Here is a 23682-nt window from a genome sequence, read left to right as displayed (position 1 = left end):
ATGGTTACCCCCGATATCCGGCCAGACGAACATCGGAGTAGGCGCGCCGGTTCAGCCAAGATAGGAACACCCTTTGGCTGGCGTCATCGCCATCGCGCAGCAGCGTGAACAGATGCTGAAGTAAACCAAGGTTTTTGGTGCAAAAGCTGCTGAGCGCCCGGTGCCCTATAGGGTCGCCTTGACGGGCAAAGTGCTCCACTGGATCTGCCCCACAGTAGGGAACCAGCGCGCAGTCAGAGCAACCAGGCAGAGCTTCGGCCACGCCACTGGCGAGCAGTACCTCCATTACAGGAGACTTCAGCAGTTCATGCAGCGGCTGGTGGACTGTACCCAGGCGCAGGCCATCCTCACCCATCTCCAGAAGCATGCGTGCCTCGTCGGATGGGTAGACGTAGCCGTCATAGTTGTACACCAGCGCTCCGGTGCCCGCGCCGGTAGGGGAGCGCAGATCCACGTATCCCGAGGCGAAGGGGGTCAGCACATTCCTCAGGAGAAGAGTGGTGTAGCTTTCAGAGAGGTAAACCCCTTGCTGGTTGATCTCCAGCAAATACGCCAAGGCCTCTTTGTAGAAGTCGACGAATCGCTCCATCGGATAGTCCAGTCTCTGCGCACTACGCGTAGCAAAGCCGTAGGGGCTGAGGGGGCGCAGCGCGATACTGGTGAAGCCTTGTTTGACGTACTCGTCGATGATGGCCTTGGGGATTTCGAGGCTGCGTGCTGTCAGTGTCGTCAGGGCGGAGACCGCGTCATGCCCCATGTGTTCACGGACACGCCTGACACCCTCAAGGGTGCGCTCGTAGGAATCGCGGGACGGCGTTGGGCGGTTTGCGTTGTGCAATGCCGCGGGCCCATCAAGCGAGGTGGAAAACTGGATCTGATGGTGTTTGGCGAAATCGAGAATTTCGTCAGTCAGGTGGTGCAGCGTCGTGGTGACGACAAACTGCACGTTGCGTTGTTCGACCAGGTTGCGTGCCTCAACCCACTCGACAATTTGCTGGATCCGTTCGAATGCCAGGAGGGGCTCACCACCTTGAAATTCTACGGTGAGTGCCTGCGCGTTTGACTCGAATACTCGGTCGACTGCTGCGCGAGCGTCCGCTTCCGAGAGATCATGGCCGGCGCCGGCCATGGGCGCCCGGGACACCTGGCAGTACTGGCAGGTATGGTTGCACCGCAACGTGACCACGAAAATGTGTAAGGCCGGCCCTTGGAAAAGGAAATCCTTGCGGCTGCGGTACTGGGCCGCCATCTCAGGCATAGGGTCGTGGCGCCCGGGCTCATAGATGAAATGGCGCGCAAGCAGATCTTTGTAAAACGGCGTTTCAGGAGGAATCTTTTTGTCCACCAGGGCCTGCAACTGTGGGTCGCTGACAAACAGGTATTCACCTGTTTCCGAAGTGATCAGGACATCCTGCGCATGCTTTTCTGGCAGGCGCATGAATCGCAGCGGGAGAAGCCTGAAGCTGCTCGCGTCGGTAGCAATAAGGGTCATTTCAGGCCGCAACCCGATAAGGCTGCACGTGCCAGCAACTCCCTGATACCAGCGGACTCTTGGTTAATACGGTCACGTAGCGCAAAGTCATTCAGGGATTGAATGACCAGCGCGCGAGCGCGATCAGCCTGCATGATGCCGTCGGAAATGGGGGGCGAGATCTTCAAATCGATTTGATCTGCCGAAGGCGCAACCTGGATGGTCAAGGAGCTTGCCAGTGCATAGGCAGCTCGTTGCACAACACCAAGAGGATATGCTGTGGCGCTCACGCGCAGGGTGACTGGCCATGTCATTTTGTTCGATCCCTGAATACACACCGGAAAGTGGGGATTTTGCCGTTGTTGTAGGCAATTGGCCACTACCATATATAGCCTTTATGAAGATTTTTTCATTCTAGGGGCACAGGTTCACCAAGTGAGAAGAGCCGGCTGATCATGAGGCCGCAAATGCCGCACGCGCGGCTCAAGTGAAGCATGGCGGGCCTGCTGTGGGTGCCGTCCTTGGCAGTGGTCTGGCTGGTGTCCGCCAGGGTTGGGGCAGGGATGTCGATGGTCACCTGCCTGACCCTGCTCGGTGTGCGGGTGCGTGATCATCACCAGGCCAGCGCACTGTCGGCCATGGCGCAATGCGTGGGGTATGGGCCGTTCCTGGCGGGGCGTCGGCGGTTCGTCGAGTAGCTCCCCAAGGGACGTAGCAGCTGCCGCAGGCTGCGTCCGCCCCAACGCGGTATACCTGGAAAAAGCGCGGCGCCTGTGGACGCGGCCTGGCGGCCGCTGCTACGCAGGCTTGCAGGGAGTCAGCGCCTCACAACCAATGCCACAACCGGCTCCAGAACCCGCGGTCCAGATCAGCCTTGCACCCCGCATACTGCTGCGCGTACATCTGCGAACGGGCCTGCACCTTGCCCGCCACCGCCGGCAGCCACGCCTTGCTGGCGTAGGTGCGCTGCCGGTAGCCGCCCCAGCCCTCGTGGTAGTTCAGGTACTGGTCATAGGCGTCCCACTTGGACACGCCGTTGATGGTGTAGGTCTTGTCCATGTACCAGCCGACGAAATCGATGGCGTCGTCGAAGTCCTTGCGGCTGGCGCCGCTGTGGCCGGTGCTTTTGCGGTAGTCGTTCCAGCCTTCGTCCTTGGCCTGGGCGTAGCCGGCCGCGGTGGTCACGCGGCCCCAGGGGATCACCCACAACAGGTATTTGCGTGGCGCCTTGGCGTCCTGATGGAAGGCCGATTCCTGGTACATGATGGCGAACGGCACCTGGATCGGCACGCCCCAGCGTTGCTGGGTGGCCTTGGCGGCGTCGTACCAGCTGTCCTTTTCGCGGAAGATGCCGCAGATGTCATCCGGGGTGCGGGGCGGGGAAACGCTGCATGCGGCCAGGAAAGAGGTGAGTAATAAAAGTCCTGCGGCTTTGCCAGTGCTCATTGGGCATCCGTTCGATACGCGTAAAAAGCGCCGATTTTACCCCCGCAACGTCGGTGATGGCGATATAGCAGCGCCGCCGCTGCCGCCAGGGCGCGGCGACGCAGCGGGCTACCTGACGGCGATCAATGCATCGACCAGGCCCTTGGCGCCTTCGATGTGGTGCAGCGCCGACCACGCCAGGCCTTTTTCAACGCCGTCGCCGTCGGTGAGTTCGTAGGCCGAGTCGTACGCGCAGCGCAGCAAATGCGCCAGGTGGCACAGCGTGTCTTCCAGGCTGATGCCCGGGTTCACGCTGAAGAAGGGTTGCTGCTGGGAGTCGCGCATGCCGAAGGGCAGGGCGGTGGTTGCCAGAAAGTCGCTCATGATCAAATTCCCTGTGAATAAATCCTTGTGGCCGCCCGGCCGGTAGGGGGGGCGGTGCGGTGACGGGGGGATTTGTTGCAGGGTGGATCGGGGGTGGGTTTGACCATGATGTAGCTCCTGTTGGATTAACGGAGCTGCCAGTCAATGTGACCAAACAAAGGGGTGGCAGCTATACGAGGGTTGGTCAACCGGGGCAACAGGATCCCGGCGCATCCTAGGATGCCCCGCGCACAGCTGCCATAAAGCATCGTGCCGGCCCAGAAAGGGGCTTGCACGAAATGGCGACGCTGTTGCGTCTGTTGACCGTCGGGTGACCAAACCCGGCCGCTATCAGTCAGCGGCGAAGGGGAGGTTAATTATCGAGGAGAACAGGCGCAAGCGTGAAAATGTAAGCTGATTATTCGATTATCACAGGAGTTGTAGGACTTTTCCTAGGAAATTTCCTATAGCTTTTGTTTCTGGAAATGTGCGTGCGAGGTTTAGGTCAAGCCAAACCCCCCTGTTGCATCTTCATGGCGATTAATAGTTAATGTTGTTATTCAATATAACAACAAGAGGTCGCCCCATGAACTTGCGCAAGCAACTGCCCATCCTGGCCATGACGGCCTGCGCCAGCATAACCCAAGCCGCCACCTACGACCCACCACCGCTCAAGCTGGAACCCCTGGCGCGCTTCAGCGTTGATCTGGTGGCGCCCATCTGGGAGCTGGGTGCCACCAGCGGGCAGGGCAACCGGCGCATCATCCCCATCACCGGCGGGCACTTCGAAGGCCCGCGGCTCAAGGGCACCATTCTCGACAACGGCGCGGACTGGCAGGTGGTCACGCCCGACGGCGTGGCCGTTATCGACACCCGTTACCTGCTGCAGACCGACGACGGCGCCTTGATTTACCTGCGCACCGAGGGCTATCGGTTTGGGCCGGCGGAGGTGATGAAGAAGGTCGCGGCTGGGGAGGACGTTGACCCGGGCCAGTACCAGTTTCGGATTACGCTGAGGTTCGAGACGTCGGCGCCACGGTACGCGTGGCTCAACCGCACGATCGGGGTGGGCAGCGCCATGCGGCTTGGCAATGCGGTGGTCTACGACGCGTTCGAACTGAAATAGCTTTCAAATGATTAATTGCATTAATTGATTAGGGCGTGCCGGCAACTGTCTTGAAATGGCGCCGTCTGCATCGCGATCTGTGGGGTATACCCACTCGCGTAGCAGCTGCCGAAGGCTGCGTCCGTGCGCCACCGGGGTTTGTCTGGACAACCGCGGTGCCTGGGGACGCGGCCTTCGGCCGCTGCTACGGGAAGGTGGATGCTGGATGGGGTACGCACCTGAAACAATGATCCCTCAACGCCCTGCGGTTCGCCAAAGCAGACCCGGCCCCGGCAGGTTGCTTTCGCTTTTCGAATCAGGATAACTGGGGCCTTCTCCTGCCCTGAGGTGGTCCGCGATGTTCGATCTGGCTTCCATCGTGACGTATGTCGCTGTCGTCATCGGCCTGTTCCTGATCCCCGGCCCCGCCGTGTTGCTGGTGCTGACCCGCACCCTGCAAGGCGGGCGCCCCGTGGGCATGGCCACGGGGCTGGGCATCGCTGCAGGCGACCTGATACATACCTTGAGCGCTGCGCTGGGCCTGTCGGCCATCCTCATGACCTCGGCGCTGGCGTTCACCGTCGTCAAAGTGGCCGGCGCCTGCTACCTGATCTACCTGGGGGTTATCGCCTTCTTCGCCAAGGCAAGTGCCACGCGGGTCACCCAACTGCCCACTGTCTCGCCCGGCCAGGCCTTCGCCCAGGCGGTGGGGGCGGAAGTGTTGAACCCGAAAACCGCGATCTTCTTCCTGGCGTTCCTGCCCCAGTTCGTTCACCCGGCATCGGGCTCTTCGCTGGCGCAGTTCGCGGTGCTTGGCTTGATCTTCTCGGGGCTCAGCGCGCTGTATACCAGCCTGCTCGTATTGGCCATTCGTCCGTTGAGCCGCTGGGCCAAGGGGCTCGCCAGGCTGCGGCAGTGGGAGGGCAAATTCATCGGCACGGTGTTTATTGCGTTGGGGGTGAAGGTTGCGTTTCAGCAGCGGTAGGTTGTGCCGCCCCCGCAAATAATTCCCCATGGCTTCACCGCGGCGGGTGCCAACCAGGTCCTCAAGTTGGCACCCAGGCGGCCGAGAATATTTCATGCCTGACACAAAGTACCTATTATTGTGTCGACAATGAAAATAACTCCGTCGCCTCGACAGGGAAGCCGCATGATCATCAACAACAACTCGTCCAACACCGCCGCGGCCGCCTACGCCAGCCAAGCCACGCGCAGCACCAGTGCTGCCAGCGCCACCGCGCAAGCCACAGCCAGCAGCGCCCGGCACGCCGGCAACGCCGTGAGCCTGTCCGGCACCTCGACCGACTACAGCCACGCCATCGCCAGTTATTCCGCCTATTTTCCCGTGCGCGAGGGCATGGCGGCCGACGCCTTGGCACTGGGCGTTTCCCAGCCTGGCGCGGTGTCCAGCTCCAAGGGCCTGAGTTTTGCCGACGTGGCCACCGACGCCCGCAAGCGCCTGGACGAGAAGTACGCGCTGATGAACAAAAGCGGCAAGCCCTACGACGGCAGTGACACCGACCGCAACTCGGCGATGGGCGACCTCGACCGCCGCTCGCTGTACGCGGTGGCGACCAACAAGGACGGGCACTTCACTAGCCAGGAGCAAACCGCAGCCAAGGCGCTGATGACGCAGCAGGGGCGGCTGGCCACGGGGTATTACAGCGGCCCGGCCGACCAGGCGAAAAACTTCACCGACCCTTACGCGAAGGACCCGGTGGGCCGCGCCAAGGCGGCGCTGGCGTTTCTGGACAATGTGAGCGTGGAGGAGAAGTCGGCCTCCGGTTGGCTGGTGCAGCACCAAACGTTGAGCCAGGCCCTGACGCAGACGGGCAGCGCCGCTGGCGGCTCGACGGCCACCCCGGGGAAGGGGCATTTCCACAACCTGGCGGAGATATTAGCAGGCACCGATACCTCCGGGGACTAAACACGTAGCAGCTGCCGAAGGCTGCGTCCGGGCTCCGCCGCGGTGCGTCTGGACAACCGCAGCGTCCGTGGACGCGGCCTGGTGGCCGCTGCTACAGGCAGAGTAACTAGCTAAGCAAGTTAGTTATATGTTAGCTTTGCTTCATCGCAGCCGCGCCCCTTGCCCACCGGACACCCCGCGCATGAAGCCATCCCCAGCCCAAGACCCCCGTACCCTGCAGATCGCCAACGACCCCCTGGGCCAACAGCTGCAGCAGATTGCCATCCTCACCCGCGCCGCCGCCGGTAACCTGGCGGCCACCCTGGGCATCAACCAGACCGACATGGCCGCCCTCGAACACCTGATCACCGACGGGCCCTTGCCGCCTACCGAACTCGCCGCGCGGCTGGCGGTGACCACCGCCGGCATTACCCAGGTCATCGACCGGCTGGTGCGGGCCGGGCACGTGGTGCGCCAGCGCCAGCTCGATGACAAACGCCGGGTGCTGGTGTGCCCGATGCCGGCGTCGGTGGCGCTGGCCTATCGGCATATCTCGCCCATGCTCACGGGCTTGAGCACCGTGCTGCACGGCCTCGACAGCCGTGACCGTAGCGTGATCGAAGCCTTTCTGGGGAAGGTGATCGGCGTCTATCGCAGCAGCCTGCCACGCGCCCCCCACGCCTGATGAAAACTCAAAAGATTCTGGTGACCGGCGCCAGCATTGCCGGGCCAACCCTGGCGTACTGGCTGGCGCGCCAGGGCATGGACGTGACCGTGGTGGAGCGGGCGCCTGCCTTCCGCGATGGCGGGCAGACCATTGACGTGCGTGGCGCCGGCCGCACGGTGGTGCAGCGCATGGGGCTGGAGGCGCAGGTGCGGGCGCACACCACCGCAGAGCAGGGCATCGCCTTCGTTGACCGCGCCAACCACACCCAGGCGTTCATCGGCGTAGGCGCGTTTGACGGCAAGGGCCCGATAGCCGAGCTGGAAATCCTGCGCGGCGAACTCGCCAAGCTGTTGATCCAGCACAGCCAGGATCAGGTCACCTATCGTTTTGGCGACAACATTGAACGGCTGGTGGACGACGGCGAGCAGGTGTACGTGCGTTTTGCCCAAGGCGCGGAACAAGCCTACGACCTGGTGATCGTGGCCGAGGGTATCGGTTCGACCACGCGCAACCAGGTGTTTGGTGACGAGGTCACGCGCCGCTCCCTGAACTTGTACACGGCCTATTTCACCGTGCCGTGGCAGCCCAGCGATGGCCAGGTGATGCGCTGGTACAACCTGCCGGGAGGCCGCTGCGTGTGCCTGCGCCCGGACAACCTAGGCACCACGCGCGCCTTTCTGTCCTTCCAGCAGCCGCCCAGTGGCTACGAGAAACTTGCCCAGGCCGAGCAGAAAGCCTTGCTCAGGCAACTGTTCGCCGGCGCCGGCTGGGAGACGCCCCGCGTGCTAGCCGCACTGGACGATGCGCCCGACCTTTACCTGGAAGCCGTGGGCCAGGTGAAACTGCCCCGCTGGAGCAAAGGCCGCGTCGCGCTGGTGGGCGACGCTGCCTATTGCGCGTCGCCCATCAGTGGCATGGGCACCAGCCTGGGCCTGAGCGGCGCCTATGTGCTGGCCGGCGAGCTGGGGCGCCACGCCGACCACGCCCAGGCGTTCGCGGCGTATGAAACCTTGATGCGGCCTTATGTGGCGCAGGCGCAAAGCGTGCCCACATTCGCCCCCCGGCTGGCCTCGCCGCATTCGCGGGCGGGCATCGCGGTGGGGCATGCGCTGTTGCGGTTGGCGACCTTGCCGGGGTTCAAGGGCGTTTTCGGCAAGCTCCTGTCGCCGAAGGCGGATGCCATCGAGTTGCCGAACTACGAACCTTAAGTGCGCAATGGCGGTTCGTCCTGGGCCTGTCATCGCTTGGCTATGCTGTGTGTCTACTCGTCATGCAAGGAAGCGCCGGGATGCCAGCGCAGGTTCGATCGACACTGCCGTTCAGGCCTTATCTCTGGATAAGCATCGCCCTGTTCTTTCCCGCGCTTGCCTTGCCGGCTTACTACCAAGGCACCAAGGTCGTCTACGGTGTCGAAACGGCCGCACTAGGGTGGCTCGGGTTTATCGACGGGCACTTCTCCTGGTTCGCCAACCCTCTTTACCTCGGGGCTGTGCTGCTGTCTCTCGCCAACCCGCACCGCGCATTACGCTGGGCGGTGGTGGCGTTGGTCCTGGCCTGCACGTTCATGTTCCGCAGCGGCATTATCTATGACGAAGCTCACGGGGACGGGGCGATATCCGGCCTGGGTTGGGGTTACTTCTGTTGGCTGATGGCGATGCTGTTCGCCGTGCTAGGGCTAGCACGGCCTTCCTGGCCTGGTTACCTGAAGCCGGGCTGGCTGGAGGTGTCTGTGCTGGCGGCTGCCTTGCTGGCGTTTAACTTCTATTGGTTCCATCACCCCACGGGCTATTGGCAACAAAAGTCGAAGCTGGAGCACTTCATGGCCATCAACTGTGGTGAAGCAACACAGATGATCGAGCATACGCTGCCAGAAGTGAGGCTGTTGTACATGCCTGAAGGAAACTTTTCGTTGTCGAGTTACCTACTTACTCACACAGACCTTCAGGAAATTCAGACGCAACGCACGTCGCGCCCAGGCGTGAAAGTACTCCATGGGCCAGACGTTCATGAAGCCGAAAAGCTGGACAGCCCGACGGCCAGGTATCAATACGACGTCAACACCCAGTTCCCTGTTGCCGCCAGCGGTGCGTGGGCTTCGCGTGCGCGGATAGTTGACCGAGAGACGGGGGAAGAGGTCGCGTCGAGTACTTCGTATGGTTACCTGTCCATCGGCGGTAGCGCCGAAGTGACCTGTGGAGAGCCAGCGGGGGCCCCGTTCATCGTCAAGGTGCTGTCGCTCAGGTTACTCACTGAACAAGAGACTACCGAGCGCGTGATGAACGCTCGCAAGGCTGCCAGAGCACCCACCCTCTGAAGGTAAATGCTCTGCCAGGGGGCTGTTGTGGCGACTGTGACGCGGCCGGCGGCCGCTGCTACGCAGAGCGTGTGGGCACACCTCAAGGCTCTAGCACACAGTGATGAGTCGCCTGTTCATCCACCACCGCCTGAAAGCCGCAGGCAGTGTAGAAGGCTGCGCCGCTGGAGGTATCGGTGGACAGGCGCACCTCGCGGAAGTGCCCAGCGGCATGGGCAACCAGCTGCTCGACCAGGCACCTGCCCAGGTTCCGGCCCCTGAACGCCCGGGCAACGAACACCCGGCGCAGCCTGCCGACGCCAGGCGCTGCGAATGGGTGTTGGGTAAGACCGCCAATCGCTATCAGCTGGCCCTCCATAAAAGCCGCCATGAGGCATTCGCCGGGGCGGTTGAAGCGATTGGCGCCGGACTGCCATTCGGCAATCAGGCGCGTGAGAAACCTGAAGCCCTCGTCGATGGCCTCTTTTTCCAAAACCGCGATGTTCTCGGGCAGTGCTGTTATGGAATGTATTGCTGGCTGGCTCACTATCGTCACCCCCCAATCTCATCCATGAAATCCGCCAGGAACGACTCAAGCCGCCCATGGCGCACCGCAGCCAGGCGGCCGCCCTCGGTTGTCTGGAAACCGACCGCGAGCGTCAGCAGCTTGGTGTGGAAATGCTCGATGGCGAACTGCTTGTCGTGGTAGTCGCGACCGGCAGCCGTGGGGTTGGTGAAATCGTACAGCGCCGAGCCCATGCGCCCGGACACATAAAAGCAGCGCGCCACGCCCACCATGCCAATCGCGTCCAGGCGGTCGCTGTCTTGCAGTATCTTCGCCTCCAGGGTCTGGGGCGCGACGCCTGCCGAGAAGCTGTGGGCCTGCACGGCATGGGCGACCTGTTCGACCCGGCTGGGCTTCCAGCCCCTATCCGTCAGGATCGAAGCGGCCTTTTCCGCCGAAAGCGTCGAGGCCTGGGCCCGCAAGGGCGAGTCCTTCTCGACCGCCACGCAATCGTGCAGCAGGGTGGCAGCCAGCAGCACTTCCAGGTCGCCGCCTTCGCACCGCTGGATGCGCCGGACGTTGGACCATACCCGGTGAAGGTGCGACAGGTCGTGGGAGCCGTCGTTGGTGGTGGGTAGGCAGGCCAGGAGGTCGCTGGCCAGGTGTTGGCAGGGGGCGAAGGGTGGGTTGGGCATGGGTTTGGCTCGGAGGGGTGGCGCGTATGGGTAGCGGTAGTTATCCAGTGATGGCCTTGGCCATCTCCGACGTCCCCATCCAGCCTATCTGCTCATACACAGGCTTTCCAACCTGGGTGGCGTGCAGCACGGCAAAGCTGATACCCCGCCTCGCGAACTCGGCCTCTCTCGGCGTCATCTGGCCCAAGAGGCCGGCATTGCAGCCCGCTTGATTCGCTACGTCCCTGTGGTGGGTTCATCGCTGTCCCGTCGATGGTGAGTGCCGAAGACAAGCAGGCTATGGCATTTGCCAGCGCTGTGGCAAGGCTGAGCAAAGAGCGCAGAGCCAACCACGCCTCTATAGGCCCCGCCTATGCAAGACACTGGAAACCCACTGTTCATCTCGCCCTACACCGAGCGCCACAATGCTGCTGGTGGAGGCATGCGCCGGCAATCCCATGCCAGGAGCCGTTTTGCCCTGCAACCGGCGACCCGTTCGCCGGTTTTTATTGGCCAAGAGGAATGCCTCGATGAAACTGTGCTGGATTCACCCGACTGCCCGTAACCCGGCCCTGGAGCCGCTATGGGCGACCATTCACGAGCGTGTCGGCGCCGTGGTTGCCCCAAACGTTCAACTGGACTTTCGCTTCCTGGCCACCAGCGGTGGCTTCACCCGCTCGCAGTACGCCGAGCACCTGAACTCGGTGCTGATGGTGGAAGCCGCCATGCAAGCCCAGGCCGACGGATACGATGGCGTTTATCTGGGCTGTTGGAATGACCCTTTGTGGGAAGCACGCGAGATGCTCGACATCCCGGTAGCTTCGGTGGGCGAGCAGTCGATGCTGGCCGCCCTGGCCATGGGCCAACGGTTTGCGGTGGTCACGGTCTCCGACAAGACCGCCGTGGCCATCGAGCGCGATATCATCGCCTATGGCCTGCGGGACCGCTGTATCGCTCGGCCGGTCCGGTCCATCACGCCCTATTCCGATGCACAGCTATTGCTGGAAGCCGTCGATGGGCCGGCACGGCAATTCCTTCCTCGCTTCGAGGCTGCGGCGCACGCGTGCATCAGCGACGGGGCAGACGTGATCCTGGTGGGCTGTGCCTATTACGGGCCACTGTTGCGTCGCGCCGGCTACAGCCACGTGCAGGGCACGCGCGTGCCCGTGGTGGATTCCTCCTCCGTGGGGCTCAAATACCTGGAGGCAATGGTGGGGGTTGCCCGCTGTACCGGGCTGGTGAAAAGCCAGGCGAACTTGTTCGCCGGTGTCGCGCCTGAGTTCGTGGCCCAGGGCCGCAAGGCCCTGGGGTTGCTGTAGCAGCTGCCGCCAGGCGGCGTCTTGCAACCACGGTGAGCCAGGCACAACGCAGCGGCTCATGACGCGGCCTGGCGGCCGCTGCTACAGGTAGACTAGCCCTGCTGCACCCACGCCAGCCGCACCGCGAAGCCGATCAACATCCCGCCAAACAGCCATTGCTGGACCTTCTGCGCGACGGCGCTGTGTTCCAGGCGGCGGCCCATCCAGCTGCCAGCGGTGGCGTAGGCTACGTCGAACACTGCGCCCACGCTCACTAATATCACACCCAGGAGCGCAAATTGGCCCAGCACGGGCCCCTGGCCCGGGTGGATGAATTGCGGCAGCAACACTGAGCAGAACAACAAGGCCTTGGGGTTCAGCAGGTTGGTCAGCATGCCACGCCGCACCGCCGCCAGGCCCTGGCCTGGGGTGCTCTGCGCAGGCGGGTGGCGTGGTGTGCCATGGCTGGTCGGCTTGAACATTCTGAGGCCGAGCCAGAGCAGATAGGCAGCCCCACCGAACTTGGCCATCTCGAACGTCCAGGGTAGCACCTTGAACAGCGATGCCAGGCCCACCGCCGCCAATGTGACATGAGCGGCACGGGCCATGGCCAAACCCAACGCGGTGGCCAGCGCCCGCCTGCGGCCCTGGCGAGCGCCGGTCTGCAACAGCAGGACCATGTCGGGGCCAGGCATGAGAAAAATCATGGCAAGGGCGGCGAGATAGAGAACTTTATCGTCCATGGCAGCGACCGTCAGGGCAGGAAGTGAGGACGAAATTCTAAGCCGCATGGGCAGGGCAGGTGGTTGCGTAATGAACCCTTGAATTGGCTATCATTGGCAGATTGTGCCAATCAACCCCTGCTCAACAGGCTGCCTATGCCAACTCAGCGCCCGGTCTACCCCAAGCTCGATGGTTACGACAAACGTATTCTCACCGCCCTGCAGCGCGACGGTCGGCTCACCAACGTTCAACTGGCCGAGGAGATTGGCCTGTCCCCCTCGCCATGCTTGCGGCGGGTTCGCCAGTTGGAGGAGGCGGGGGTGATACGCGGCTATCAAGCCAGCCTGGAGGCGGAAGCCGTGGGGCTGGGGTTGACTGTCTTCGTGGGGGTGAAGGTCGAACGTCACCATGAGGTCGAAGCCGAGAACTTCCGTTTGGCGGTGCTGGCGCTGCCAGAGGTCATTTCGGCGTTCCTGGTCTCAGGTGAGTCGGACTTCCTGCTGCATGTGGTGGTGCCAGATCTGCGTGACTACGAGCGCTTTCTTACGGAGTCGCTGCTGAGGCTGCCGGGGGTGCGGGATATCCGCAGCAATTTTGCGATCAAGACCATCAAGCCTCAAGGGGGATTACCCTTGGGGCATTTGCCCTAGGTGGCGTGAAGCCGGGGTGGGCTTGCTTCGTTCGGCTAGCGTTGACGGCTGGGGGCCGCTGACGCCGCCTGCGGCAGCTGCTACGGGGAGGTGCGGCATGCCCTGTAGCAGCGGCCGGTAGGCCGCGTCAGCCGGCGACGATGGCGTAGGTCTCGATTTCGACCTTCTGCCAGGGCCGCAGCATGGAGTCGACCTGGATCAGGCTGCTGGCCGGGCGGATGCCGTCGAACACGTCGCTGTGGGCCTTGGCCACCTGGGCGGCATCATTGATGTCGCGCAGGTAGACCACGGTGCGCACCACGTCTTCCACGCTCATGCCGGCCTCGGCCAGCACGTTGCGCACGGTGGCCAGGATGGCCTGGGCCTGCTCCCCGGCGTTGCTGTGCTCATGGTCGGGCGAGGCGCAGGTGCCGGAGATGTGCAGGTGGTTGCCCACGCGCACGGCGCGCGAGTAGCCGAACACCGCTTCGTACTGGCCACCCGAGGAGATGTTTTGACGCAAGGTTGGAGTAGTCATCATGGGTCTCACTGTGGGAGAGGTTTGCCGGTGGAGTCCTTCACGAACAGGACGGAAATCAGGCCGACCACGGCGCCTGCGATCAGGTACCAGGCCGGTATCATCTGATTGCCGGTGGCGTTGATCAGCCAGGTGTTGATCAGCGGGGCGGTGCCGCCAAACAGCGACACGGCGACGTTGTAGCTGATGGCCAGGGCGCTGAAGCGCACCCGTGAGCCGAACAGCGACGTCAGCGTGGCCGGCATGGCGCCTTCGAAGAACAGTTGCGCCAGGGTCAGGGTCAGCATGGCCGCCAGCAGCAGGGGCAGCGACTGGCTGTGCAGCAGCATGAAGCAGGGGATGGCCAGCACGATCAGCAGGGCGCAGCCGGCGATGATCATGGCTTTGCGGCCGATGCGGTCCGCCAGCAGGCCGGACACCGGGATCAGCACCAGCATGAACAGCGTGGCGGTCATGCCCAGGCTCAGGCTGAAGCTGTTGCTGTAGCCCAGCACGTTCTCCAGGTAGCCGGGGATGTACCCCAGGATGATGTAGTAGGTCACGTTGAACACCGTGACCAGGCCCATGCACTTGAGCAGTTGCGGCCACTCGTTCAACAGCAGGGTGAACAGGCCGGCTTTGGCCGCCGGGCTGTTTTTCAGCGCGGCTTCGTTTGCCTGCATTTGCTGGAACACCGGGGTCTCTTCCAGGCCGAGGCGCAGGTACAGGGCGATCATGCCCAACAGCCCGCCGATGGCAAACGGCACGCGCCAGCCCCAGTCAGCCATGGTGGCTTCGCCCAGCGTCAGGGTGAACAGGGTGACCACCGCGCCACCGAGCAGGAAGCCGGAGATATTGCCGAACTCCAGCCAGCTGGTGAGGAAGCTGCGGCGTTTGTCCGGCGCGTGCTCGGCGATGAAGGTGCACGAACCGCCGTACTCGCCGCCCGTGGACAGGCCTTGCAGCAGGCGCATCAGGATCAGCAGTATCGGGGCGAACGCGCCGATGCTGGCGTAGCTGGGTATCAGCGCAATGGCGAAGGTGGCCACCGCCATCAACGAGATGCTCAGCGACAGCGCCATGCGCCGCCCGTACTTGTCGCCGATGGGGCCGAACACCAGGCTGCCCAGGGGGCGGATGAGGAAACCGGCGGCAAAGGTTGCGTAGATCGCCAGCAGTTGCGTGGTGGGGTTGTCGTTGTGGAAGAAAGTCTTGCCGATGATACCGGCCAGTGATGAGTACAACGCAAAGTCAAACCATTCGACCATGTTGCCCAGGGTCACGCCGACCACGGCCTTGGTCATCGGTTTGCGCGAGGTCGATGCCTTGGCGCGCGGGGTGGACCTGTCGTGCGAGGTTGAGGAAACGTAGAGTTCGCCCATGATCTTGCCCTCTGGAATAATTGTAATGAGGCAGCAGTCAGGAGGAAGGGCAGGCCCACGTCTTGGCGCGTGGGGCCTGCGATCGGGTCAGCGCATGAACACACCACCGGCGATGCACAACGACTCGCCCGTCACGTAGGACGGCTTGGCGCCGAGCTGCCAGACCCAGTCGGCAATCTCGTCGACGCGGGCGGCACGCTTGAGCGGGATCGACGCAATGGCCGCTTCGATGCGGCCACCGGCACGGGTGCCTTCGGTGTCTACCCAGCCCGGCGCCAGGGCGTTGACCACGATGTTGTGGTCGGCCAGTTCAATCGCCAGCGAGCGGGTGATGGACACCACGGCGGCTTTCGAGGCGCTGTACAGCAGTTGGTTCTTGGACACCGTGAAGGCGTCCACCGATGCGAAGAATACGATGGCGCCGCCACCGGCGGCCTTCAAGTGCCGGGTGCCGATGCGGGCGATGTTCAGCGAGCCCAGCACGTTGATGTCGAAGATCTTGCGGTAAAGGGCGTCGCTGTAGCTTTCCAGCGACGAGGTCGGGAAAATCCCGGCCGCGTTGATCACGGCTTTCAACGGCGCCTTGCCGTCGAGGGCGGCGTCGATGGCGCTGGTCAGCTCTGCTTCGCGGGTGATGTCACCCACCACGGGCGAGAACAGGGCGCTGGGTGCCTGGGTGCCGGGGGTGACGTCGACGGCCACCACGTGCCAGCCTTCGGCCTGGAAACGTTGGGCGACAGCCTGGCCCATGCCGGAGGAGGTGCCGGTGATGATGACGCTGGCGGTAGGTGCAGTAGTCATGATGAGTAGTCCAGTCAGGCCAGTTGGGCGATAGGGGTGGCGGGTTGCAGGGACAGTTCCATGACATCCAGTTGGCGCTGGGTGTCCTTGTAGCTGGCCAGCCATTCGCGCTTGATGATGTCGATGCGCGAGTCGGCTGGTTGCAGCCTGGCGAACTTGGCAGCCAGGCCTTGCATGCCGGCGGCGCGCAGTTTCAGGAAGCGCATCACCAATTTGGTCTGGTCGCAGTACACCGGCCATTGCGGGCCACGGGGGGCGCCCAGGCCGATGTAGAACAGGCCTTCGATGTTGGTCGGTAGGGTCATGGCGGCGGTGCGCAAGGGGGCACCGTCGCGCCACTGCAGCAGGTTCTCGTCCAGGAACGGCAGGCGCGTGTTGAAGCCGGTCGCCCAGACAATGGTGTCGTAGTCGCCCTGGCTGCCGTCGCTGAAGGTGACGGTCTTGCCTTCAATGTGCTCGATGCCCGGGGCCACCTTGATGCGGCCGTGCTGAATCCAGTACAGCAGTAAGGTGTTGACCACCGGCGGCTGTTCGTCCAGGTCGTAGCTTTCCGGGGCGGGCAGGCCGGGGTAGTTCGTGTGCGAGCCGACGGTGGCCATGATCAGCAGGTTCATCACCATGTTCTGCTGTTCGGGCGGCAACTGGCCGAGGAACGGCAACTCACCGCGGGGCACGCCAAAGATGGTCTTGGGCTGGAACAGCTGGCCGCGGCGGATCACGATGGTGGTGTCGAGGCGCGCCTGGGCGGCATCCACCGCCAGGTCGCAACCGGAGTTGCCAAAGCCCACCACCAGCACCTTGCCCTCCACCTGTTTGACGTTGCGGTATTCGCCCGAGTGAATGGACAAGCCGGTAAAGCCTTTGCCCACCTCGGGGATCTTGCAATCCCACAAATGGCCGTTGGCAACCAGCACCCCGGCGTAGCGCTTGCGGGTGCCGTCGGCCAGGGTCACCTGCCAGCCCGCTTCGCCGATGTCACCCAGCGGCACCAGGGTGCGCACTTCGGTGTTGAAGGTGATCTTCTCGCGCAGGCCGAAGGTGTCGGTGTAGGCGTTCATGTACGCCTTCACCTGGTCGCGGCTGGGGTACACCGGGTAGTCCGCCGGCATGGGGAAACCATCGAAGCATGAGCTGCTTTTCGGGGTGATCAGGTGCAACGCGTCGTAATCGGTGTTCCAGTGGCCGCCGATGTGCGCCGACTTCTCGTAACAGTCCACCTGGAAGCCGGCGTCGGTCATGGTCTTCAGCGCTGCCAAGCCTGCGGCCCCGGCGCCAATGATGCAGTACTGCAGTTGAGTGGACATGGTTGACTCCCCCTTCATCGAACGGTGCAAGCGCCTGTCATTGGCGTCCGTGGGGGCAGTATCCAACCGGCTTGCGTGCGGATGAATGGGTAAAACAAAGTGCTTCGTATAGGCGCAGCCTATGGCTACTGCGACTCCAGATGCGCATACAACGCCTGGATACGGCTGAGGTGGCTGCGCATCAGGTTCATCAGCACCCGGGTGGGCGGCGAGATGGGCGTGTCGTGGCGGTGGATGAAGCCGAAGACTTCGAAGATGGGCGGGTTGATCGGCACCCAGCCCAGGCGGTCATTGAAGCCCAGCTGATGCAGGATCGGGCGCGTGGCAATGACGTCGCCGAGCCCGCGGGCGGCCAGTTCGAAGCCGGTGACCTGGTGCTCCACCTCGATGATCGGGTCCAGCACCTCGCCGCCCTTGGCGGCCAGTTGGGCGAGCAGGCGGCGGATAGGGTCGGCGGTATTCCAGCGCGCTTCTGTCAGGATAAGGGGCGCGGTGGCCAGGTCGCGGATGGTTTTCGGGCCCTGCAGGTGGTCGGGGTTGGCGCTGATGTAGCCGACCTGCGCCGACCAGACCGGCTCGCTGACCGTCAGGTTCTGCTGCTTGATGGGCAGCATCACCAGGCCCGCCTCGATATCGCCGTGGCTGACCAGCTCGGCGATCTCGGACGAGTTGTAGCCCACGATCTTGATGCGCATGTCGGGGTGCTGGGTGCGGAACTGTTCGATCAGGTCGGTCAGGAAGTAATGGTGCGCCGTGCCGAACGTGCCGAAGCTGGCCACCCCGCCACTGAGTTCGCGCACCGCTTGCACCGCCTCGTAGCCTTGGCGGGCGGCGGTGACCATGCCTTGGGCGAACGGCTGCAGGCGCCGCCCCGCCTCGGTGAGCACCAGGCGCCGGTTGGTGCGGATGAACACGTGGGTGCCCAGGTGCTCCTCCAGGCGCAGGATCTGTTCGGACAGCGACGGCTGGGCGATGTGCAGGCTTTCGGCGGCCTTGGAGAAGGTGCCGTGCTCGATCGCGGCCAGGAAGTAGGTCAGTTGTTGCAGGGTCATGTGAAGGTCAACCGTTCCTTGTCTGTTCGCGCCAGGGGCTGCGCGCTGCCGTGCATCATGGCCTAAATGGGCGGGGAACGTCGCCCCTGGGCTTGCTGAAACGTTTCTTCACGGCTATAAAAAACCCACAACTCCAAGAAAGGCTATTGCAATGACCCCGCTCAAACTCTTCGTTGCCCTCGGCGCCCTGTCCGCCGGCTCCCACGCCATGGCGTGGGATTACGTATTGCTCGACACCGACAAAGCCGCCCAGAACTGGCAGGTCACCAGCCAGCAGCTCGGGGTGAAAACCGCCAAACCCTTCAGCGTCACGGTGCGTACCTTGCACGGTGGGCGGCAGGAGGGGGTCAGCATCGTCGACATCGATAACGGCACGATGCAACTCTCGGTGGTGCCCACCCGCGGCATGAACGTCTTGCACGCCTCGGTGGGCAAGGTGCGCATGGGCTGGGATTCACCGGTCAAGGAGGTGGTCAACCCCGCCTTCATCGAACTCAATGGCCGCGATGGCTTGGGTTGGCTGGAAGGCTTCAACGAGCTGGTGGCCCGCTGCGGCTACGAATGGGTCGGCCACCCCGGCGTCGACAACGGCGAGCTGCTGACCCTGCACGGGCGGGCGGCCAACATACCCGCAAGCAAAGTCACCCTGCACATCGACGAGCAGCCACCGTACGCCATCCGCTTGCGTGGCGAGCTGAAAGAGCAGGCGTTCAAGAAGGTCGACTTTGCCGTCGCCACCGAGCTGGTCACCGAGCCGGGCAGCGTAGCGTTCGCCCTCAACGACACCCTCACCAACAACGGCGACTACCCAAAGGAATACCAGGCGCTGTACCACAGCAACTTCAGCACCCCGTTCCTTGAGCAGGGCGCGCGTTTCGCTGCGCCGGTGAAACAGGTGTCGCCGTTCAACGACAAGGCCAAGGGCGACCTCGCCGACTGGCAAACCTACCGCGCGCCCACCAAGGACTACGACGAAACGGTCTACAACGTAGTGCCCTATGCCGATGCCAAGGGCGATACCTTGACTGTGCTGCATAACCAGGCGGGCAGCCTGGGCGTGGCGGTCGGTTTCAACACCCGGACGCTGCCGGTGTTTTCCCTGTGGAAAAACACCGACACCCAAGGCCAGGGCTACGTCACGGGGCTGGAACCCGGGACCAGTTTTTCCTACAACCGCCGTTACCAGCGCCCACTGAACCTGGTACCCACCATTGGCCCGAAAGAGCACAAGCAGTTCCACATCAGCTACAGCCTGTTGGCGGACAAGGCCGCAGTGGACAAGGCCTTGAAGCAGGTGAGTGATATTCAGGGTGGGCGCGACACCGAAGTGCGGCAGACGCCGTTGGTGGACTTGAGCAAGGGGTAGGGCCGGCCAGCTCGTTGTCGCGCTGTTGCAGCGGCATGAGCAGAACTAATGTTTTTCTGAAATCAATTCGTTTTTACTCAACTGCCACCCGCTTTAACCTGCGCTCAGCTCTTCACACTCGGCAACAGCCAAGGCCGTGAGGGAACGGAACGCTGGTCAATATTGAAAAGTAGGGTGGCAGTTGGAATGAACAATGAATTCACCTTCACGATCAAACGCGTAAATTTTGATGAGCACTATTCGCCATCAAACAATACCCGGGTCACCACCAACTTCGCCAACCTGGCCAGGGGTGAAAGCCGCCAGGAGAATTTGCGCAATACGTTGAAGATGATAGATAACCGTTTCAACGCGCTGGCGCATTGGGACAACCCCGCAGGTGATCGCTACACCGTTGAACTGGAGATCATCTCCGTCGAGATGAACATGGGGGCGGGCACCCGTGGTCACGCCATCCCGCTGATCGAAGTGCTCAAGACTACGATCGTCGACCGTCAAGCCAACGAGCGCATCAGCGGCATCGTCGGCAATAACTTTTCCTCGTACGTGCGCGACTACGATTTCAGCGTGCGATTGCTCGAACACAACAACAAGCAGGCTGGGTTCAGCACACCGGAAGGCTTTGGCGAGCTGCACGGAAAGCTGTTCAAGTGCTTCGTCAATTCCAGCGCCTACCAAGCGCATTTCGACAAGCCGCCGGTCATCTGTTTGAGCGTTTCGAGCAGCAGAACCTACCGCCGCACCGAAAACCAGCATCCTGTATTGGGCCATGAATACCAGCAGGATGAATACTCGCTGACCGATGAATACTTCAAGCAAATGGGCATGAAGGTTCGCTACTTCATGCCGCCTGACAGTGCGGCGCCGCTGGCGTTTTATTTTACAGGCGATGTGTTGGGTGATTACTCCAACCTGGAGTTGATGGCCACGATCAGCACCATGGACACGTTCCAGAAAATCTACCGGCCCGAGATTTACAACGCCAATTCGGCGGCAGGTAGAACCTACCAGCCAAGCCTGACGCACCAGGACTACTCGCTGACGCGCATTGTTTATGACCGAGAGGAACGTAGTCGCCTGGCTGTGGAACAAGGCAAGTTCGCCGAAGAACAGTTCATCAAACCCTACCAAACCATGCTTGAACAGTGGGCGGCGAACTGCGCGCTTTGATTCATTTATACCAAGGTCTTTTTCATGAAAAAACTGTTGCCCACATCGACGGCTGGCAGCCTGCCCAAGCCTGCCTGGCTTGCCCAACCCGAGACACTCTGGTCACCCTGGAAACTGCACGACGAAGCGCTGATGGAAGGCAAGCAGGACGCCTTGCGCCTGGCGTTGCACGAGCAGCAACTGGCCGGTATCGATATCGTCAGTGACGGCGAACAAACCCGTCAGCATTTCGTGACCACGTTCATCGAACACCTCGACGGCGTTGATTTTGAACAGCGCAAGACCGTCAGGATCCGTGATCGCTACGACGCCAGCGTCCCCACGGTGGTGGGCGCTGTTGCGCGCAGACAACCAGTGTTCGTCGAGGACGCCAAATTCCTGCGGCAGCAGACCCGGCAACCGATCAAATGGGCACTGCCAGGCCCCATGACCATGATCGACACTCTGTTTGATGCGCATTATAAGAGCCGGGAAAAACTGGCGTGGGAATTTGCCAAAATTCTCAACCAGGAGGCCCGGGAGCTGGAGGCTGCCGGAGTGGATATCATCCAGTTTGACGAGCCTGCGTTTAACGTCTTTTTTGATGAAGTGAACGACTGGGGCGTGGCTACCCTGGAGCGCGCCATCGAAGGGCTCAACTGCGAAACCGCCGTGCATATCTGCTATGGCTACGGCATCAAGGCCAATACCGACTGGAAACAGACGCTGGGCGCGGAGTGGCGCCAGTACGAACTGGCGTTCCCCAAGCTGCAACAGTCCAGCATCGATATCGTCTCGCTGGAATGTCACAACTCCCACGTTCCCCTGGAGTTGCTTGAACTGATCCGGGGCAAGAAGGTGATGGTCGGGGCCATTGATGTGGCCAACCATGCCATCGAAACGCCCGAGGAAGTTGCCGACACCCTGCGCAAAGCCCTTCAATTCGTCGACGCCGACAAACTCTACCCGTGCACCAACTGCGGCATGGCGCCGTTGCCGCGTCGAGTTGCCAGCGCCAAGTTGAGAGCGTTGAGTGCTGGCGCAGCGATTGTTCGCGAGGAACTTGCGAGCGAAGGTTGAGCCGGCCTTGGCTGCCTGATGGCGTTAGGTTTAAAGTCAGCTTTAAGGTCAAGAGTGGTGCAGGGTGGGGTTATGAGAATAGGCGAACTGGCGAAAATCAGCGGGCTGGCCCCCTCACGAATTCGTTTCTACGAGGCCAGTGGCTTGATTCGCTCCGTCGAGCGCAAGGCCAACGGCTACCGGGACTACGCGCCTGATACCCAATGGGTGCTGGAACTCATCACCGGTGCACAGGCGGCAGGTTTCTCGTTGGAGGAGATCCGGCAACTGATGCCGGGGAACGCCAGCGGCTGGCAGCACGACGCGTTGCTCACGGGGCTGAAGCAAAAGGTGGAGGAAATCAGTGTGCTGCAGGAGCGGCTGGCGCAAAACAAAGCGCAACTTCTGCTCGTCATCAAGGGCATCGAAGCTAAGCCCGAGGGCGTTGCGTGTGAGGACAATGCGCAAATGCTGATCACTCGTCTGCGAGAAGAGGGGGCTACAAAAAGGTATTGACCTTAAAGTTCACTTCAATCTTAAGGTGGCCTCATCTCCAGTTGAGGACTGCCCCCATGAATGTGTTCGCCCCCCTGACCCTTCCCAACGGTTCCACCATCAAGAACCGAATCGCCAAAGCCGCCATGGAAGAGAACATGGCGGACGCCCACCAGGCTCCGTCCGAAGACCTCATGCGGCTCTATCAAGCGTGGGCGGACGGCGGTGTTGGCCTGATCATCACTGGCAACGTGATGGTCGACGGCCGCGCCATGACCGGACCGGGTGGCGTGGTGTTGCAGGACGATCAGCACCTGGCCCCTTTCAAGCGCTGGGCGCGTATTGCTCGATCCGGCGGCGCGCAGGTCTGGTTGCAGATCAACCACCCAGGTCGGCAGATGCAGGCCAACCTCGGGCAAACGACGTGGGCGCCGTCGGCCGTGCCACTGGCACTGGGCAACATGTCCAAGCGCTTCGCCACGCCCCGGGCGATGACCCCTGATGTGATTGAAGAGGTCATCCAGCGCTTCGCGAACACCGCCCGCCTGGGCGAAAAAGCCGGGTTCACCGGCGTGGAAATCCACGCCGCCCATGGCTATTTGTTGAGCCAGTTCCTTTCGCCCCTGACCAATCAGAGAACGGACGAGTGGGGCGGCTCCCTGGAAAACCGCGCGCGCCTGTTGCTCGCCATCGTCAAGGCGGTCAGGGCGGTGGTGTCCACGGAATTTGCCGTGGCGGTTAAGCTCAATTCCGCCGATTTCCAGCGCGGAGGGTTCACTGCCGATGAGGCGAAACGGGTGGTTGAGTTGCTCAACGACCTGGGCGTCGACATGGTGGAGTTATCCGGAGGCAGCTACGAAGTACCCGCTATGCAGGGTGACGCCCGCGACGGTCGCACCTTGGCGCGTGAAGCGTATTTCGTCGAATTCGCCCGTGACATCCAAACCGTCGCCAACATGCCGGTGATGGTCACCGGCGGTATCCGCCGCCGGCCGGTGGCCGAAAGCGTGGTGCGCAGCGGTGTGGACATGGTGGGCATCGGCACCGCGTTGGCCATCGACCCGCACTTGCCTCGTGACTGGCAGCAGGGCAAGGACAACGCCCCGCAACTGCCTGCAATCACCTGGAAAAACAAAGCCATTGCCGCCTTGGCGAACATGGCGGTGGTGAAGTTTCAGTTGCGCAAACTCAGCCTGGCTAAAAAAACCGATCCGAGCGTTTCACCGTTGCGGGCGCTGATCCTGCAGCAGCTCGCCATGGCCTTGCGCACTCGCCAGTATCGTAGATGGGTGGAAAAGTCGTCGCACTACAACGGCTTGGGAGACTTGAGATGACCATCGCAGGGCACGCACTGCTGCGTCTCGCCGATTGCGCCTTCGGGGCTTGAGCTGGCGTGCGCGCCCATGCGCAAGCGATTGGTTGGTTGAGGTGAGTCTGGCGAGCATCTTGCGCCGGCCGCTAGCCCCAGCACCGTAGCCGCTGCCGCAGGCTGCGCTGG

26 protein-coding genes and 1 pseudogene are annotated in these 23682 nt (G+C 62.4%); 14 read left to right on the top strand and 13 right to left on the bottom strand.

What is annotated here, in order from left to right; genetic code table 11:
* Positions 1-4: 4 nt before the first annotated feature.
* Both hxsB and hxsD read right to left on the bottom strand, forming a co-directional pair.
* Positions 5-1492, bottom strand: a complete 1488-nt coding sequence (gene hxsB, locus AC0Z2B_RS07575; protein WP_476295795.1) for a His-Xaa-Ser system radical SAM maturase HxsB — start codon at positions 1490-1492, stop codon at positions 5-7.
* Positions 1489-1785 carry a His-Xaa-Ser system protein HxsD gene (gene hxsD, locus AC0Z2B_RS07570; protein WP_476295794.1) on the bottom strand — a complete coding sequence of 99 codons (297 nt, stop codon included), beginning with the start codon at positions 1783-1785 and terminating at the stop codon, positions 1489-1491. The genes hxsB and hxsD overlap by 4 nt, the downstream gene beginning before the upstream one ends.
* A gap of 249 nt (positions 1786-2034) precedes the next feature.
* Here hxsD and AC0Z2B_RS07565 point away from each other — a divergent pair, with 249 nt between their 5' ends.
* Complete coding sequence (locus AC0Z2B_RS07565) at positions 2035-2169, top strand: hypothetical protein (RefSeq protein WP_476295793.1); 135 nt, start codon at positions 2035-2037, stop codon at positions 2167-2169.
* 127 nt (positions 2170-2296) lie between these two features.
* On the opposite strand, the gene AC0Z2B_RS07560 is transcribed toward AC0Z2B_RS07565, so the two are convergent.
* Both AC0Z2B_RS07560 and AC0Z2B_RS07555 read right to left on the bottom strand, forming a co-directional pair.
* The gene (locus AC0Z2B_RS07560; protein WP_416425062.1) at positions 2297-2917 is read right to left on the bottom strand and encodes a transglycosylase SLT domain-containing protein; all 621 of its coding nucleotides are present in this window, start codon (positions 2915-2917) and stop codon (positions 2297-2299) included.
* 108 nt (positions 2918-3025) lie between these two features.
* Positions 3026-3280, bottom strand: a complete 255-nt coding sequence (locus AC0Z2B_RS07555; RefSeq protein ID WP_476295792.1) for a DUF3077 domain-containing protein — start codon at positions 3278-3280, stop codon at positions 3026-3028.
* Positions 3281-3845: 565 nt separating this feature from the next.
* On the opposite strand from AC0Z2B_RS07555, the gene AC0Z2B_RS07550 reads away from it, so the two are divergent.
* The 6 genes from AC0Z2B_RS07550 to AC0Z2B_RS07525 all read left to right on the top strand — a co-directional run bounded on the left by AC0Z2B_RS07550 (position 3846) and on the right by AC0Z2B_RS07525 (position 9251).
* Positions 3846-4385 (top strand): DUF3237 family protein, encoded by a 540-nt coding sequence (locus tag AC0Z2B_RS07550; protein ID WP_473003052.1) that lies wholly within the window; start codon positions 3846-3848, stop codon positions 4383-4385.
* Positions 4386-4722: 337 nt separating this feature from the next.
* The gene (locus tag AC0Z2B_RS07545; RefSeq protein WP_473003049.1) at positions 4723-5349 is read left to right on the top strand and encodes a LysE family transporter; all 627 of its coding nucleotides are present in this window, start codon (positions 4723-4725) and stop codon (positions 5347-5349) included.
* Between the two features lie 165 nt (positions 5350-5514).
* Positions 5515-6291, top strand: a complete 777-nt coding sequence (locus AC0Z2B_RS07540) for a hypothetical protein (RefSeq protein ID WP_476295791.1) — start codon at positions 5515-5517, stop codon at positions 6289-6291.
* 181 nt (positions 6292-6472) lie between these two features.
* On the top strand, positions 6473-6955 hold the full coding sequence (locus tag AC0Z2B_RS07535; protein ID WP_476295790.1) for a MarR family winged helix-turn-helix transcriptional regulator: 483 nt from the start codon (positions 6473-6475) through the stop codon (positions 6953-6955).
* Positions 6955-8145, top strand: coding sequence for an FAD-dependent monooxygenase (locus AC0Z2B_RS07530; RefSeq protein ID WP_476295788.1), 1191 nt, complete (start codon positions 6955-6957; stop codon positions 8143-8145). The genes AC0Z2B_RS07535 and AC0Z2B_RS07530 overlap by 1 nt, the downstream gene beginning before the upstream one ends.
* An 80-nt stretch (positions 8146-8225) precedes the next feature.
* Positions 8226-9251: a hypothetical protein gene (locus AC0Z2B_RS07525; RefSeq protein WP_476295787.1), complete on the top strand. Its 1026-nt coding sequence runs from the start codon at positions 8226-8228 to the stop codon at positions 9249-9251.
* Between the two features lie 82 nt (positions 9252-9333).
* On the opposite strand, the gene AC0Z2B_RS07520 is transcribed toward AC0Z2B_RS07525, so the two are convergent.
* From AC0Z2B_RS07520 to AC0Z2B_RS07510, 3 genes and pseudogenes are all read right to left on the bottom strand, one after another.
* Entirely contained in the window at positions 9334-9777 is a 444-nt protein-coding gene (locus tag AC0Z2B_RS07520) for a GNAT family N-acetyltransferase (RefSeq protein ID WP_476295786.1), read from the bottom strand.
* A 5-nt stretch (positions 9778-9782) separates the two neighbouring features.
* On the bottom strand, positions 9783-10430 hold the full coding sequence (locus AC0Z2B_RS07515) for an HD domain-containing protein (RefSeq protein ID WP_476295785.1): 648 nt from the start codon (positions 10428-10430) through the stop codon (positions 9783-9785).
* Positions 10431-10470: 40 nt separating this feature from the next.
* Positions 10471-10596 (bottom strand): annotated as a pseudogene (locus AC0Z2B_RS07510) (GNAT family N-acetyltransferase); the annotation flags it as partial.
* A gap of 343 nt (positions 10597-10939) precedes the next feature.
* Here AC0Z2B_RS07510 and AC0Z2B_RS07505 point away from each other — a divergent pair.
* Positions 10940-11728 carry an aspartate/glutamate racemase family protein gene (locus AC0Z2B_RS07505; RefSeq protein ID WP_476295784.1) on the top strand — a complete coding sequence of 263 codons (789 nt, stop codon included), beginning with the start codon at positions 10940-10942 and terminating at the stop codon, positions 11726-11728.
* Between the two features lie 92 nt (positions 11729-11820).
* Here AC0Z2B_RS07505 and AC0Z2B_RS07500 read toward each other — a convergent pair whose 3' ends face one another.
* On the bottom strand, positions 11821-12450 hold the full coding sequence (locus AC0Z2B_RS07500; RefSeq protein WP_476295783.1) for a LysE family translocator: 630 nt from the start codon (positions 12448-12450) through the stop codon (positions 11821-11823).
* Between the two features lie 135 nt (positions 12451-12585).
* Between AC0Z2B_RS07500 and AC0Z2B_RS07495 the strand changes: the two genes are divergently transcribed.
* Positions 12586-13080 carry an Lrp/AsnC family transcriptional regulator gene (locus AC0Z2B_RS07495; RefSeq protein WP_416427412.1) on the top strand — a complete coding sequence of 165 codons (495 nt, stop codon included), beginning with the start codon at positions 12586-12588 and terminating at the stop codon, positions 13078-13080.
* A gap of 127 nt (positions 13081-13207) precedes the next feature.
* Here the strand turns inward: AC0Z2B_RS07495 and AC0Z2B_RS07490 are convergent, their stop codons facing one another.
* The 5 genes from AC0Z2B_RS07490 to AC0Z2B_RS07470 form a co-directional block, all read right to left on the bottom strand.
* Positions 13208-13600 carry a Rid family hydrolase gene (locus AC0Z2B_RS07490; RefSeq protein ID WP_476295782.1) on the bottom strand — a complete coding sequence of 131 codons (393 nt, stop codon included), beginning with the start codon at positions 13598-13600 and terminating at the stop codon, positions 13208-13210.
* Between the two features lie 5 nt (positions 13601-13605).
* A complete protein-coding gene (locus tag AC0Z2B_RS07485; protein WP_476295781.1) occupies positions 13606-14958 on the bottom strand; it encodes an MFS transporter in 1353 nt (450 codons plus the stop codon).
* Positions 14959-15045: 87 nt separating this feature from the next.
* On the bottom strand, positions 15046-15759 hold the full coding sequence (locus tag AC0Z2B_RS07480; protein WP_476295780.1) for an SDR family NAD(P)-dependent oxidoreductase: 714 nt from the start codon (positions 15757-15759) through the stop codon (positions 15046-15048).
* A gap of 14 nt (positions 15760-15773) precedes the next feature.
* Complete coding sequence (locus AC0Z2B_RS07475; RefSeq protein ID WP_476295779.1) at positions 15774-17063, bottom strand: flavin-containing monooxygenase; 1290 nt, start codon at positions 17061-17063, stop codon at positions 15774-15776.
* Between the two features lie 125 nt (positions 17064-17188).
* Positions 17189-18115 carry a LysR family transcriptional regulator gene (locus AC0Z2B_RS07470; protein ID WP_416425042.1) on the bottom strand — a complete coding sequence of 309 codons (927 nt, stop codon included), beginning with the start codon at positions 18113-18115 and terminating at the stop codon, positions 17189-17191.
* 151 nt (positions 18116-18266) lie between these two features.
* Here AC0Z2B_RS07470 and AC0Z2B_RS07465 point away from each other — a divergent pair, with 151 nt between their 5' ends.
* The 5 genes from AC0Z2B_RS07465 (at position 18267) to AC0Z2B_RS07445 (ending at position 23518) form a co-directional block, all read left to right on the top strand.
* Positions 18267-19481, top strand: coding sequence for an aldose 1-epimerase family protein (locus tag AC0Z2B_RS07465; RefSeq protein WP_476295777.1), 1215 nt, complete (start codon positions 18267-18269; stop codon positions 19479-19481).
* A 186-nt stretch (positions 19482-19667) separates the two neighbouring features.
* Positions 19668-20651 (top strand): DUF1852 domain-containing protein, encoded by a 984-nt coding sequence (locus tag AC0Z2B_RS07460; RefSeq protein WP_476295775.1) that lies wholly within the window; start codon positions 19668-19670, stop codon positions 20649-20651.
* Between the two features lie 24 nt (positions 20652-20675).
* On the top strand, positions 20676-21710 hold the full coding sequence (locus AC0Z2B_RS07455; RefSeq protein ID WP_476295774.1) for a methionine synthase: 1035 nt from the start codon (positions 20676-20678) through the stop codon (positions 21708-21710).
* 72 nt (positions 21711-21782) lie between these two features.
* On the top strand, positions 21783-22205 hold the full coding sequence (locus AC0Z2B_RS07450; protein ID WP_476295773.1) for a MerR family transcriptional regulator: 423 nt from the start codon (positions 21783-21785) through the stop codon (positions 22203-22205).
* A gap of 56 nt (positions 22206-22261) precedes the next feature.
* Entirely contained in the window at positions 22262-23518 is a 1257-nt protein-coding gene (locus tag AC0Z2B_RS07445; RefSeq protein WP_476295772.1) for an NADH:flavin oxidoreductase/NADH oxidase family protein, read from the top strand.
* Positions 23519-23682 lie beyond the last annotated feature (164 nt).

The organism is Pseudomonas sp. GYB4201 (genome assembly GCF_056312595.1).
This window is presented reverse-complemented; position numbering and strand designations above follow the sequence as displayed.

What these genes read in the sequence shown, in the direction of transcription:
- AC0Z2B_RS07445 (WP_476295772.1), top strand. Translation starts at nt 22,262, where the DNA reads ATGAATGTGTTCGCCCCCCTGACCCTTCCCAACGGTTCCACCATCAAG.
- AC0Z2B_RS07485 (WP_476295781.1), bottom strand. Translation starts at nt 14,958, where the DNA reads ATGGGCGAACTCTACGTTTCCTCAACCTCGCACGACAGGTCCACCCCG.
- AC0Z2B_RS07515 (WP_476295785.1), bottom strand. Translation starts at nt 10,430, where the DNA reads ATGCCCAACCCACCCTTCGCCCCCTGCCAACACCTGGCCAGCGACCTC.
- AC0Z2B_RS07470 (WP_416425042.1), bottom strand. Translation starts at nt 18,115, where the DNA reads ATGACCCTGCAACAACTGACCTACTTCCTGGCCGCGATCGAGCACGGC.
- AC0Z2B_RS07450 (WP_476295773.1), top strand. Translation starts at nt 21,783, where the DNA reads ATGAGAATAGGCGAACTGGCGAAAATCAGCGGGCTGGCCCCCTCACGA.
- AC0Z2B_RS07495 (WP_416427412.1), top strand. Translation starts at nt 12,586, where the DNA reads ATGCCAACTCAGCGCCCGGTCTACCCCAAGCTCGATGGTTACGACAAA.
- AC0Z2B_RS07505 (WP_476295784.1), top strand. Translation starts at nt 10,940, where the DNA reads ATGAAACTGTGCTGGATTCACCCGACTGCCCGTAACCCGGCCCTGGAG.
- AC0Z2B_RS07500 (WP_476295783.1), bottom strand. Translation starts at nt 12,450, where the DNA reads ATGGACGATAAAGTTCTCTATCTCGCCGCCCTTGCCATGATTTTTCTC.
- AC0Z2B_RS07565 (WP_476295793.1), top strand. Translation starts at nt 2,035, where the DNA reads ATGTCGATGGTCACCTGCCTGACCCTGCTCGGTGTGCGGGTGCGTGAT.
- AC0Z2B_RS07550 (WP_473003052.1), top strand. Translation starts at nt 3,846, where the DNA reads ATGAACTTGCGCAAGCAACTGCCCATCCTGGCCATGACGGCCTGCGCC.
- AC0Z2B_RS07555 (WP_476295792.1), bottom strand. Translation starts at nt 3,280, where the DNA reads ATGAGCGACTTTCTGGCAACCACCGCCCTGCCCTTCGGCATGCGCGAC.
- hxsD (WP_476295794.1), bottom strand. Translation starts at nt 1,785, where the DNA reads ATGACATGGCCAGTCACCCTGCGCGTGAGCGCCACAGCATATCCTCTT.
- hxsB (WP_476295795.1), bottom strand. Translation starts at nt 1,492, where the DNA reads ATGACCCTTATTGCTACCGACGCGAGCAGCTTCAGGCTTCTCCCGCTG.
- AC0Z2B_RS07460 (WP_476295775.1), top strand. Translation starts at nt 19,668, where the DNA reads ATGAACAATGAATTCACCTTCACGATCAAACGCGTAAATTTTGATGAG.
- AC0Z2B_RS07545 (WP_473003049.1), top strand. Translation starts at nt 4,723, where the DNA reads ATGTTCGATCTGGCTTCCATCGTGACGTATGTCGCTGTCGTCATCGGC.
- AC0Z2B_RS07540 (WP_476295791.1), top strand. Translation starts at nt 5,515, where the DNA reads ATGATCATCAACAACAACTCGTCCAACACCGCCGCGGCCGCCTACGCC.
- AC0Z2B_RS07560 (WP_416425062.1), bottom strand. Translation starts at nt 2,917, where the DNA reads ATGAGCACTGGCAAAGCCGCAGGACTTTTATTACTCACCTCTTTCCTG.
- AC0Z2B_RS07535 (WP_476295790.1), top strand. Translation starts at nt 6,473, where the DNA reads ATGAAGCCATCCCCAGCCCAAGACCCCCGTACCCTGCAGATCGCCAAC.
- AC0Z2B_RS07455 (WP_476295774.1), top strand. Translation starts at nt 20,676, where the DNA reads ATGAAAAAACTGTTGCCCACATCGACGGCTGGCAGCCTGCCCAAGCCT.
- AC0Z2B_RS07475 (WP_476295779.1), bottom strand. Translation starts at nt 17,063, where the DNA reads ATGTCCACTCAACTGCAGTACTGCATCATTGGCGCCGGGGCCGCAGGC.
- AC0Z2B_RS07465 (WP_476295777.1), top strand. Translation starts at nt 18,267, where the DNA reads ATGACCCCGCTCAAACTCTTCGTTGCCCTCGGCGCCCTGTCCGCCGGC.
- AC0Z2B_RS07525 (WP_476295787.1), top strand. Translation starts at nt 8,226, where the DNA reads ATGCCAGCGCAGGTTCGATCGACACTGCCGTTCAGGCCTTATCTCTGG.
- AC0Z2B_RS07490 (WP_476295782.1), bottom strand. Translation starts at nt 13,600, where the DNA reads ATGATGACTACTCCAACCTTGCGTCAAAACATCTCCTCGGGTGGCCAG.
- AC0Z2B_RS07530 (WP_476295788.1), top strand. Translation starts at nt 6,955, where the DNA reads ATGAAAACTCAAAAGATTCTGGTGACCGGCGCCAGCATTGCCGGGCCA.
- AC0Z2B_RS07480 (WP_476295780.1), bottom strand. Translation starts at nt 15,759, where the DNA reads ATGACTACTGCACCTACCGCCAGCGTCATCATCACCGGCACCTCCTCC.